Annotated in this window: 11 protein-coding genes and 1 tRNA gene; 8 read left to right on the forward strand and 4 right to left on the reverse strand. The window is 43.3% G+C overall.

Translation table 11 applies throughout. From position 1 onward, the window contains the following. Nucleotides 1-12 precede the first annotated feature (12 nt). On the forward strand, nucleotides 13-1248 hold the full coding sequence (locus Q7674_RS19885; protein WP_045063550.1) for a multifunctional CCA addition/repair protein: 1236 nt from the start codon (nucleotides 13-15) through the stop codon (nucleotides 1246-1248). Between the two features lie 77 nt (nucleotides 1249-1325). Here Q7674_RS19885 and Q7674_RS19890 read toward each other — a convergent pair whose 3' ends face one another. Genes Q7674_RS19890 through folB form a run of 3 tightly spaced genes read right to left on the reverse strand, consistent with a single transcriptional unit; the run spans nucleotide 1326 to nucleotide 3019 of the window. Next, nucleotides 1326-2129, reverse strand: coding sequence for an undecaprenyl-diphosphate phosphatase (locus tag Q7674_RS19890; protein ID WP_008989798.1), 804 nt, complete (start codon nucleotides 2127-2129; stop codon nucleotides 1326-1328). Nucleotides 2130-2186: 57 nt separating this feature from the next. Then, nucleotides 2187-2669, reverse strand: a complete 483-nt coding sequence (gene folK, locus Q7674_RS19895; protein WP_045063548.1) for a 2-amino-4-hydroxy-6-hydroxymethyldihydropteridine diphosphokinase — start codon at nucleotides 2667-2669, stop codon at nucleotides 2187-2189. Further along, entirely contained in the window at nucleotides 2666-3019 is a 354-nt protein-coding gene (folB, locus tag Q7674_RS19900) for a dihydroneopterin aldolase (RefSeq protein WP_008989800.1), read from the reverse strand. The genes folK and folB overlap by 4 nt, the downstream gene beginning before the upstream one ends. Before the next feature lie 248 nt (nucleotides 3020-3267). Between folB and plsY the strand changes: the two genes are divergently transcribed. Beyond that, nucleotides 3268-3879, forward strand: coding sequence for a glycerol-3-phosphate 1-O-acyltransferase PlsY (plsY, locus tag Q7674_RS19905; RefSeq protein WP_023932249.1), 612 nt, complete (start codon nucleotides 3268-3270; stop codon nucleotides 3877-3879). 57 nt (nucleotides 3880-3936) lie between these two features. Here the strand turns inward: plsY and tsaD are convergent, their stop codons facing one another. Then, nucleotides 3937-4956: a tRNA (adenosine(37)-N6)-threonylcarbamoyltransferase complex transferase subunit TsaD gene (gene tsaD, locus Q7674_RS19910; RefSeq protein WP_045063546.1), complete on the reverse strand. Its 1020-nt coding sequence runs from the start codon at nucleotides 4954-4956 to the stop codon at nucleotides 3937-3939. Between the two features lie 248 nt (nucleotides 4957-5204). Between tsaD and rpsU the strand changes: the two genes are divergently transcribed. From rpsU to pykF, 6 genes are all read left to right on the forward strand, one after another. Continuing rightward, nucleotides 5205-5420, forward strand: coding sequence for a 30S ribosomal protein S21 (gene rpsU / locus Q7674_RS19915; protein WP_005301411.1), 216 nt, complete (start codon nucleotides 5205-5207; stop codon nucleotides 5418-5420). A 30-nt stretch (nucleotides 5421-5450) separates the two neighbouring features. After that, the gene (locus Q7674_RS19920; RefSeq protein WP_008989803.1) at nucleotides 5451-5894 is read left to right on the forward strand and encodes a GatB/YqeY domain-containing protein; all 444 of its coding nucleotides are present in this window, start codon (nucleotides 5451-5453) and stop codon (nucleotides 5892-5894) included. A 134-nt stretch (nucleotides 5895-6028) separates the two neighbouring features. Further along, nucleotides 6029-7789 (forward strand): DNA primase, encoded by a 1761-nt coding sequence (gene dnaG, locus Q7674_RS19925; RefSeq protein ID WP_305423194.1) that lies wholly within the window; start codon nucleotides 6029-6031, stop codon nucleotides 7787-7789. An 85-nt stretch (nucleotides 7790-7874) separates the two neighbouring features. Next, entirely contained in the window at nucleotides 7875-9725 is a 1851-nt protein-coding gene (gene rpoD, locus Q7674_RS19930) for an RNA polymerase sigma factor RpoD (protein WP_045063543.1), read from the forward strand. Nucleotides 9726-9928: 203 nt separating this feature from the next. Beyond that, nucleotides 9929-10004, forward strand: a tRNA-Ile gene (locus Q7674_RS19935). A gap of 578 nt (nucleotides 10005-10582) precedes the next feature. Beyond that, nucleotides 10583-11995, forward strand: a complete 1413-nt coding sequence (gene pykF / locus Q7674_RS19940; protein WP_008989806.1) for a pyruvate kinase PykF — start codon at nucleotides 10583-10585, stop codon at nucleotides 11993-11995. The last annotated feature ends 195 nt before the right edge of the window (nucleotides 11996-12190 follow it).

Consider the following 12190-nt stretch of genomic DNA (forward strand, 5'->3'; position numbering starts at 1 on the left):
AAGGAGCCTTCATTGCAAACATATCTTGTTGGTGGTGCCGTTCGTGACACCTTATTAGGCCTAACAGTAACAGATAAGGACTGGGTTGTAGTCGGCGCAACACCAGAAATTATGCTAGCGGAAGGCTTTGAGCAAATCGGCAGTGATTTCCCTGTATTTTTACATCCAAAAACCAAACAAGAGCATGCACTTGCTCGTACGGAACGAAAGTCTGGTCATGGCTATACGGGATTTATTTGTTATTCCGCTCCTGATGTGACACTTGAGCAAGATCTATTGCGTCGCGATCTTACCATTAATGCTATCGCACAAGCGCCTAATGGTGATCTCATCGATCCTTTCCATGGTCGGCAAGATATCACGGACAAAGTGCTACGCCATGTATCTCCAGCCTTTGCTGAAGATCCGCTTCGTGTATTACGCGTTGCCCGTTTTGCTGCGCGTTTTGCCCACCTAGGATTTACTGTCGCTCCTGAAACTATAGCACTTATGCAAGAAATGGTCGTTAGTGGAGAATTGGCAAGCCTAACTCCAGAGCGTGTCTGGAAAGAGTGGGAAAAATCATTATCAAGTGATGATCCACAAATGTTTCTGACCGTTCTTCGTCAGTGTGGCGCACTCGCGATTGTAATGCCTGAAATTGATGCGCTGTTTGGTGTCCCACAACCCGAAAAGTGGCACCCAGAAATCGACTGTGGCATTCATACCCTACTGGTTGCGAAAAAAGCCGCTGAGCTCAGTACAGATAAAACGATCCGATTTGCCGCACAAGTGCACGATCTTGGTAAAGCACTGTCGCCAAAAGACGATCTGCCACACCATACAATGCATTGTCGTGATGGTATCAAGCCAATCAAGGCGCTTTGCCAACGCTTACGTGTACCTAATGAATATCGCGATCTCGCGCTATTAGTATGTGAGCAACACACCAAGATCCACCATGCCGAAGAAATGCGTGCCGATACTTTTATTAAAATTTTTGATCAAATCGATGCATGGCGTAAACCTGAACGTGTTGCACAACTTGCAACGTGTTGTCGTGCTGATGCTCGCGGACGCACGCAATTTGAGCAAACACCATATCCACAGGCTGATATCTTCCAAGCTGTATTTGCTATCGCCCAACAAGTGGATGTAAAAGCAATTGTTGCAGCAGGTTTTAAAGGTGCGGAGATCAGAGAGCAATTAGCCACAAAACGTATAGAAGCAGTTGCTCTACATTTAAAAGCGACACGCCAAAGCAACTAAGTATTAGCTTTAAAATAAAAGACACAAAAAAAGCCGACTTGATGTCGGCTTTTCTGATCTTAAATAACGCGCTCTAATTACTTAGACATCAAGAATAAGAACAATCCGATACCTAAGATCAAACGGTAGATCACAAATGGTGTCATACCCAAACGTGTTACTAGCTTCAAGAATACATGAATACACGCATAAGCACTGATAAACGAAACAGCAATTCCAATGCTTAGATTACCGAAATCAATTGGATCTGTGCCTGTCACCAACTTTAAACCAAGGTAACCACCAGCAAGCAGAATAATTGGGATCGACATTAAAAATGAAAAACGCGCAGCCGCTTCACGAGTAAAACCAAGATAAAGCGCCGCCGTCATGGTTGCACCTGAACGTGACGTCCCCGGAATGATCGCCGCCGCTTGTGCTAAGCCAATAAACAACGCACTTTTCCAATTAGCTTTATATTCATCATCGGTTTGCTTGGCACGTTTATCAACCCACCATAGCAACAAGCCGAAGATAATCGTGGTACATGCAATCACCCATGCTGAGCGCAAATACATTTCGATAAAATCTTTCATCACTAGACCGAAAATACAGGCTGGGATCGTTGCTATTACGATCATCCATGCTAATTTCGATTCAGCACTGTGCTCACGCTTAAAAATGGAATTTAGCCATGCACTGAGTAACGCCACAACTTCTTTGCGGAAATAAAGAATAACCGCCATTAAAGTACCGACGTGAACAGCCACATCAAACGCTAAACCTTGATCCGGCCAACCTAAGATCTCAGAAGGTAAAATAAGATGAGCAGAGCTCGATACAGGGAGGAATTCTGTTAACCCTTGAATAAGTGCCAACATGAATGCTTCAAAATGACTCATTAATTGTCCTTAATTTACAACACAAACATCATAGTTAGTACCAACTTACTATGATGATTAAATGACAAACTCAACAGGCCATAACTCCTGCTGTTGAGAAAAATTGTGCCAAAGTTGAGCTAGCGTTTGTGTCTCTTTGGGGATCACAAGTTCAGGGCTCAACTCACTTAACGGCCATAACACAAAAGCAAAACGGTAAATATCCGAGCGTGGTAACACTGGTAATTCAGTACTTACCACATCACCATATAAGAGCAAATCAAGATCGATAGTACGACTTTGATTCTTTACAGCATGCTCTGGGCGACCTAGCTGACGTTCAATCTTTTTTAACTGAGCTTGCAATGCAGTAAGAGGCAACAAGGTTTGGATCTCAATTACCGCATTAAAAAAGTTATCGCCACTAAATCCGACAGGTTCAGCTTCAAATACCCGTGACATTCGCCACTGACTTGCCAGTTTTTTTACTGCATCTAAACCAGCTTTTAAGTGATACTCACGCTCAATATTCGTTCCAATACTGATATACGCAGTGATCACTTACTGCCTCGCTCAATTTGCACGCCCACACCACGAGCATTCACAACAGCACCAGGTTTTGTTACTCGCACTTTCACCCATGGCACATTGAAATCTGTCATGATCAAGCTCGCCACTTCTTCAGCTACACGCTCAACCAATAAAAAACGCCCTTGTTCAATCAGGTTTGTGACTGCGGTACTGACCGTTGAATAGTCCAACGCCAACATCACATCATCGTTATTAGCGGCAGGACGATTGTCATGTGCCATTTCCAAATCAAGCACAAGTTTTTGCTTAATTTCCTGCTCCCAGTCATACACCCCAATAGTGGCAATGACTTCTAATTGTTCGATAAATACCGTATCCATGCTAAATCGCTAATTTTGTTAGAGGTCGGATACCCAATATCGGCAAAAACGCGTATTATCAGGTAGTATTCGTTAACATGTATATTGCTAATAAGTATGCAACATTACCAATGTTAACTTGGGCTGGGACTATACCACAGCCATGAACGAGTCAAAATTTCTAACCAGTAATATTGACTCAGATAAGATCCAGTTAACATTTCAATTCATGTTGTACTGGCACTTACCCTAGATATTCGGAATAGTAAATGACGCCATTAGCGCTACTGATGATCATTGCCGCCTACCTACTAGGCTCTATTTCTAGTGCCGTACTCATTTCACGGCTATATCGCCTTCCCGATCCTAGAAAAAGTGGCTCTGGTAACCCTGGTGCGACAAACGTCCTTCGATTAGGAGGGAAAAGTGCGGCTGCCATGGTATTAGTTGCGGATATTTTAAAAGGCATGCTACCAGTTTGGATCAGCTACTTTTTGGGTATAAATCCGTTCCTATTAGGGATCATTGGTATTGCAGCCTGTTTAGGCCACATCTATCCACTGTTTTTTCACTTCCAAGGCGGAAAAGGCGTAGCAACCGCGTTAGGCGCACTTGCTCCCATTGGCTGGGATTTGAGTGGTATGCTGATTGGTACGTGGATCATTGCCCTGGCTGTCACAGGCTATTCTTCGGCCGCTTCTTTAATTGCAGCATTATCAGCACCAATGCTGACATGGTTAGTCAAACCAGAATACACCATGCCCGTTTCCATGCTCTCGTGTTTGATAATTTTCCGTCATCACGAAAATATCCGTCGCTTACTCGATGGTGAAGAAACCAAGATTTGGGACAAATTCGCTAAGAAAAATTCAAATTCTTAAGACAATAAAAAAGCGAGGTGATCACCTCGCTTTTTGCTATCAGCCTTACGACAACACTTATTCTGCAATCGGTTTTAGCTGATCGATAGGCCAACGAGGATAAGCTTTCACACCTAAATCCATCGTTTCTTTATTTTTCAAACGCTGCATCCCCGCATAAGCGATCATCGCACCGTTATCTGTACAAAATTCTGTACGAGGGTAGAAAACTTCCCCCTTTAGGTTTTTCATCATGCTTTCAAGCTCTTGACGCAAGTACTTATTAGCACTTACACCGCCTGCAATAACCAAGCGCTTCAAACCTGTTTGCTTTAGAGCACGCTTACATTTAATGGCAAGTGTATCAACTACCGCTTCTTGGAATGCAAAAGCAATGTCAGCACGAGTTTGATCATCATCATCGTTGTCACGAATCGTATTGGCAGCAAAAGTTTTCAAACCTGAAAAACTGAAATCAAGACCTGGGCGATCTGTCATTGGACGTGGGAACTTAAAGCGACCAGGTGTGCCCTTATCTGCCATTTTAGACAGCAGTGGACCACCAGGGTAATCTAATCCCATCATCTTAGCCGTCTTATCAAAAGCTTCACCTGCCGCATCATCAATTGATTCGCCAAGGATTTGATACTCACCGATCCCTTTCACTTCAACCATCATGGTATGACCGCCAGAAACTAGCAGTGCGACAAATGGAAACTCAGGCGCGTTATCTTCAAGCATTGGCGCTAACAAGTGACCTTCCATATGGTGAACGGCAACAGCAGGCAAATCCCACGCATACGCAAGGCTACGACCAATGGTTGCACCCACTAATAATGCACCCACAAGACCTGGGCCTGCGGTGTAAGCCACACCATCAAGATCTTCATGTGTCATACCAGCCGATGCTAGTGCAGCTTTGATCAATGGGATTGTTTTCTTCACGTGGTCACGAGATGCCAACTCAGGCACCACACCACCGTAATCAGCATGCAACTTTACTTGGCTGTAAAGTTCATGTGCCAAGAGACCTTTTTCATCATCGAAAATAGCTACGCCTGTCTCATCACAGGAAGTCTCGATGCCCAGTATACGCATAACAACCTCTATACTATTAGGGGGATCAAATGAAAAATCGGTATGGTTTCAATAACAACCGATCACTCAAATACGGTTAGGAAGTACTAATTAAGGGGCATGTTACCGTTGTTGACAGAAATTAACCAGTTCATAGACGCAGAATGCTTTACAAATGCCCCTAGATCAGATTAGAATTTCGCACCATTTTTAATCAGCTGACACTTTGACGTCAGCTTTAAACCGAATCACTCTGAGGTGAGTATTACATGCCAGTAATCAAAGTACGTGAAAACGAACCGTTTGACGTAGCACTACGTCGTTTCAAGCGCTCTTGCGAAAAAGCAGGTATCCTTTCTGAAGTTCGTCGTCGTGAGCACTTCGAAAAGCCAACTACTGTACGTAAGCGCGCTAAAGCAGCGGCAGTTAAGCGTCACCTGAAGAAATTGGCTCGCGAAAACGCGCGTCGCGTTCGTCTGTACTAATCTTACGATTAAAAACAGAAGGATCGCGTAATGACTCTAATTGAACGTCTTAAAGACGAACAAAAAGCGGCGATGAAGGCGAAGGATAAACCTCGTCTTGGCGCTATCCGTTTAGCGCTTTCAGCAATTAAACAGCGTGAAGTTGACGAGAAGATCACTCTTAACGACGACGACGTGTTGGCTGTATTGACTAAAATGGTAAAGCAACGTCGTGACTCTGTAGCTCAATACGAAGCTGCAGGCCGTCAAGACTTAGCTGATGTTGAGCACGCTGAAATCAGTGTTCTAGCCGAGTTTATGCCTCAACCACTAACTGAAGAAGAAATTTCTGCGTTAATGGATGAAGCTATCGCTGCGACTGGTGCTGCTAGCATGCAAGACATGGGCAAAGTAATGGGCGTACTGAAACCGCAAATTCAGGGTCGTGCCGATATGGGGATTGTTAGCAAGTTAGTGAAAACTAAACTAGGTTAATCACTCTCCTATTCAGCGACAAGCCGTGCTATCCTTTTGGGGATGCGCGGCTTGTTTGTATCTGACCGTCTCAGAGCACACAACCCTTCTAATTCTTATCTTCATTATTCTACTATCAGGTTATTTGCTTTCTTATGGCAGGAAAAATCCCTCGCTCATTTATTGATGATCTCATTTCTCGACATGACATTGTCGATGTCATTGATGCGCGAGTGAAACTCAAAAAACAAGGTAAGAACTTCGGCGCTTGCTGCCCTTTCCATAATGAAAAAACACCGTCATTCTCAGTTAGCCAAGAAAAACAGTTTTATCACTGCTTTGGTTGTGGTGTGCACGGTAATGTACTTGATTTTGTGATGGAGTTTGATCGCCTTGATTTTGTTGATGCGATTGAAGAGCTTGCTTCACAGTTGGGCTTAGAAGTCCCACGTGAAAACGATGGTAATAATACTCATCGTGGTCCAAAAGCTGCTGATAAACGGAATTACTATGAATTAATGGGCCAAGTATCGCAATTCTATCAGTCACAGCTTCGCACTAAAGAAGGTGAGATTGCGGTCGATTACCTAAAAGGTCGTGGCTTATCAGGCGAAATTGTTAAGAAATTCTCTATTGGCTTTATTCCCGATCAATGGGATATGGTCCGCAGCCGATTTGGCAGAGATAATGAATCGCAAAAAGCACTTGTGAACACAGGTATGCTGATCGAAAACGACAATGGTCGTCGTTACGATCGCTTCCGTGGCCGAGTGATGTTTCCGATTCATGATCGTCGAGGCCGAGTCATTGGTTTTGGTGGGCGTGTCATCGGTGATGGCACCCCGAAATACCTCAACTCCCCCGAAACAGATATTTTCCATAAAGGCCGTGAGCTTTACGGCTTATATGAAGTCCTACAAACTTACCGTGAACCAGAAAAAATCATGGTGGTTGAAGGCTATATGGATGTAGTGGCTTTGGCGCAATTTGGTGTTGATTACGCTGTTGCCTCATTGGGCACATCGACAACAAGCGATCACATCCAAAGTTTGTTTCGTCAAACCAGCACCGTCGTGTGTTGTTACGACGGCGATAGAGCTGGACGAGATGCTGCATGGCGCGCAATGGAACAAGCACTGCCCTACTTAACAGATGGTCGTCAGCTAAAATTTATGTTTCTGCCTGATGGCGAAGATCCTGATTCTTGTATTCGCGCAGAAGGCAAAGACGCCTTTGAGCTTCGCGTTGACCAAGCAATGCCGTTATCAGAGTTTCTGTTTAATAGCCTCATGCTACAAGTTGACACCACGAGTCGTGAAGGCAAGGCTAAACTCAGTACACTAGCCGTACCTCTGATAGATAAAGTCCCGGGCGGTACGCTAAGGCTATACTTACGTGAACTGCTTGGCAAAAATTTAGGCTTACCTGACGAAGCTCAGCTACAACAACTAATATCAATGCATGGCAAAGAATCTAAGCCTGTAGGCCAAGTGCAAATTAAACGTACGCCTATGCGTGAAGTCATTGCCTTGCTGATCCAACATCCAAACTTTGTCACTCAACTCGAATTTGATATGAGTGCATTTGATAATATTGAATTATCAGGCTTAAATTTATTGCTATCGATAGTTGATAAATGCCGAAATAACCCCAATATCAGCACTGGACAGCTTTTAGAGCACTGGCGCGGCACCAAAAACGAAGCCATGATGGCAAAACTCGCTGCGTGGGAGTTACCGTTGTCGAAAGATGAAGACAACAGCTTAGATGTATTTTTAGACGCAATGGACAAAATTATTGATCAGTGCGTCGAACAACAAATTGAACAGTTGCAGACTAAATCAAGAACAATCGGCTTATCAGTCGATGAAAAGCAGGATTTACAGCTTTTATTGCTGAACCTGGCTAGTAAGTAGTCAACAATTAAGAAATTTGTTATAATGACTGGTTTGCAACTCTGCATACTAAATTATCACTCAGACCCGAAGTTGGATACCGTCTATGGAGCAAAATCCGCAGTCACAGCTAAAGTTACTTGTTGCGAAAGGCAAGGAACAAGGCTATCTGACCTACGCCGAAGTAAATGACCACCTACCAGAAGACATTGTAGATTCTGATCAGGTTGAAGACATTATTCAAATGATTAATGACATGGGTATCAAGGTAGTTGAAACAGCACCTGATGCCGATGAACTCATGATGACTGAAGATAATGCCGACGAAGACGCCATTGAAGCTGCGGCGCAAGCATTATCAAGCGTAGAAAGCGAGATCGGCCGCACGACAGACCCAGTACGTATGTACATGCGTGAAATGGGTACGGTTGAACTACTTACTCGCGAAGGCGAAATTGATATCGCAAAACGCATTGAAGATGGTATCAACCAAGTTCAATGTTCAGTCGCTGAATACCCTTCTGCGATCGCTCACCTACTTGAGCAGTTCGACAAAGTAGAAGCTGATGAGCTTCGTATCACTGATATTATTTCAGGCTTTGTTGATCCAAACGAAGAAGCAACAGCAGCACCAACAGCAACACACATTGGTTCAGAGCTAAGCGAAACTGATCTTGAAGACGAAGATAAAGATCTTGAAGATGACGACGATGAAGACGCAGATTCAGAAAATGAAGATGACGGCAGCATCGATCCGGAGCTTGCGCGTGAAAAGTTCTTAGAGCTTCGTAACGCTTACGACAAAATGGCGCTAGCTATTGATACTAATGGTCGCCAAGACAAGCAAACTGAAATTGCTGTTGAAGAGCTATCAGAAGTATTCAAACAGTTCCGTCTAATCCCTAAACAGTTTGATCGCTTAGTTAGCTCACTACGTGACGCGATGGATAAAGTTCGCACTAACGAACGTCTTATCATGCGCATGTGTGTAGATAACAGCAAAATGCCTAAAAAGACCTTCGTTACACTATTTGCAGGTAACGAAGCGAACCAAGATTGGATTGATGAAGCACTAAATTCTGGCAAACCATATGCAGAGCGCCTAAAAACGTACGAAGAAGACCTTCGTCGTTCAGCAATTAAACTGCGCATGCTAGAAGAAGAAACAGGTCTTTCAATCGAGCGTATTAAAGACATCAGCCGTCGCATGTCTATCGGTGAAGCAAAAGCACGCCGTGCGAAGAAAGAGATGGTTGAAGCAAACTTACGTCTGGTTATTTCTATCGCTAAGAAATACACCAACCGTGGTCTACAGTTCTTGGATCTAATCCAAGAAGGTAACATTGGTTTGATGAAGGCGGTTGATAAGTTTGAATACCGTCGTGGTTACAAGTTCTCAACTTACGCTACATGGTGGATCCGTCAGGCGATCACTCGTTCAATCGCCGATCAGGCACGTACAATTCGTATCCCTGTTCACATGATTGAAACGATCAACAAACTGAACCGTATCTCTCGTCAGATGCTTCAGGAAATGGGTCGTGAGCCGTTACCGGAAGAATTAGCTGAACGCATGCAAATGCCGGAAGACAAGATCCGTAAAGTATTGAAGATTGCTAAAGAGCCAATCTCAATGGAAACACCAATTGGTGATGATGAAGATTCACATCTAGGTGACTTCATTGAAGATACAACACTTCAATTACCAATGGATGCGGCAACAGCAACTAACCTACGTGCAGCAACAAACGATGTACTTGCAGGCTTAACACCACGTGAAGCGAAAGTTCTACGTATGCGTTTCGGTATTGATATGAATACTGACCACACGTTAGAAGAAGTAGGTAAACAGTTTGATGTAACGCGTGAGCGTATTCGTCAGATCGAAGCAAAAGCGTTACGTAAGCTTCGCCACCCAAGTCGTTCAGATGTACTACGTAGTTTCCTAGACGAGTAATCGAGAACGATATAAAAAAGCGAGCTTAGTGCTCGCTTTTTTTAAATCTAAAACTCGACGCATAGTAACCGCTAAGTAAATACAGCTTTGTTTTCTTCAGTTTAGACTTGCTTTAATTATTCTAACTGTTGAAAAAGCAAACAAAATCCAAACCTTAATCGCTAGACAAGGGCAAAGCCATCCCCTATAATTTGCCCCATATTGGCCCCTTAGCTCAGTGGTTAGAGCAGGCGACTCATAATCGCTTGGTCCCCAGTTCAAGTCTGGGAGGGGCCACCAAATACAGAAAGGCCGAAATGGGTAACCATTTCGGCCTTTTGCTTTTCTAGTCATATGCCCTTTCGATTCATATCACAAAAGCCATCATTGTGATTTCATCAATTACTCGCAGTTAACTTAACCACAACAGAAAATATCACGGCACTAAGACAATATTGAATAACCCTTCAAGCCTTGATAAATAACAATACTTTATTTTAATTTTTCAGCATAATCATCATCGTTGCGTCACATTACGATGAGACGATTTAGCCACTTAACTCTAAGTGCAAATAAAAAGAGTTCTGCTATAATGTTGCGCTTGTGAATCACGGATTTGATTAAACAGTTTCATATTACTGGCTAAACGCAAGTACCAAGATCTAACCAACGATGAGTAACAATTAAAAATTCAGTACCACCACTTTATCAAAGCGCCAACGTTTTTATAAAGTAATGTTTATCGAGTTTTTTATTACAACCATCATATCAACAGTTATCTCATTAAAGGATGTAGCAATACAGAAATTAGCATGATGATAATCGTTCTATGGTGATAATTTCCCCTTGGGTAAAAGTTCGTCTGGAGAGAACCCTCAATGAAAAAGACCAAGATCGTATGTACGATTGGACCTAAAACTGAATCTGTAGAAATGCTTACTAAACTAGCTAACGCTGGTATGAACGTAATGCGTCTAAACTTCTCACACGGTGACTTCGAAGAGCACGGTCAGCGTATCCGCAACCTTCGCGAAGTAATGGCTAATACAGGCAAAGAGCTAGCAATCCTGTTAGATACTAAAGGCCCTGAAATCCGTACAATCAAACTAGAAGGCGGTCAAGACTTCTCTCTAGTAGCTGGTCAAGAGTTCACTTTCACAACTGACACTTCAGTTGTTGGTAACCAAAACCGCGTTGCTGTAACTTACCCTGGTTTCGCTAAAGACCTAACTAAAGGTAACACTATCCTAGTAGACGACGGTCTAATCGAAATGGAAGTGCTTGAAACGACTGACACTGAAGTTAAGTGTAAAGTACTTAACAACGGTGACCTAGGTGAAAACAAAGGTGTTAACCTACCAGGTGTTTCTGTAAAACTTCCTGCACTTGCTGAAAAAGATAAAGCTGATCTTAAGTTCGGTTGTGAGCAAGGCGTTGATTTCGTTGCTGCATCTTTCATCCGTAAAGCAGAAGACGTACAAGAAATCCGTGCTCTTCTAGCAGCTAACGGCGGCGAAAACATCCAAATCATCTCTAAGATCGAGAACCAAGAAGGTGTTGATAACTTCGACGCTATCCTTGAAGCTTCTGACGGTATCATGGTTGCTCGTGGTGACCTTGGTGTTGAGATCCCAGTTGAAGAAGTTATCTTCGCTCAGAAGATGATGATCGAGAAATGTAACCGTGCACGTAAAGTTGTAATCACTGCAACTCAAATGCTTGACTCTATGATCAAGAACCCACGTCCAACTCGCGCAGAAGCGGGCGACGTTGCTAACGCAATCATGGATGGTACTGACGCAGTTATGCTTTCTGGTGAATCAGCGAAGGGTAAATACCCAATCGAAGCTGTAACTATCATGGCTCAAATCTGTGCACGTACCGATGACGTTGTTAAGCCTGAGCTAGGTTCTCGCCTAGACAGCCCACGTCTACGTATTACAGAAGCAGTATGTAAAGGTGCAGTAGACACAGCTGAGAAGCTAAATGCTCCACTGATCATCGTTGCTACTGAAGCTGGTAAGTCTGCACGTTCTGTACGTAAATACTTCCCAACTGCACGCATCCTTGCTGTAACAACAAACACGAAGACAGCAGCTCAGCTATGTCTATCTAAAGGTGTTACACCTGTTGTTGTTGATTCAATCGAAAGCACTGACGCATTCTACCTACGTGGTAAAGAGCTAGCGCTTGAGACTGGTCTTGGTGCTAAAGGCGATATCGTTGTTATGGTTTCTGGTGCACTTGTTGCTTCTGGTACTACTAACACTGCATCTGTACACGTACTATAATTCGTACTTACAAATGCTAAAAAGGAGCCCATGTGGCTCCTTTTTTATTAATCTTCCGTTTATCATCTAATTGCATACTTACCTCTTCCGACTTCTCAGCACCCTTATAAAAATGAGTGATTTATCTTATTTTTTATCATCTTATCGTACTAAGTTAGCAATCACTTATTTGATATCCCTTCTATAAATGACCAA

This window comes from Photobacterium leiognathi (assembly GCF_030685535.1).
GTDB lineage: Bacteria > Pseudomonadota > Gammaproteobacteria > Enterobacterales > Vibrionaceae > Photobacterium > Photobacterium leiognathi.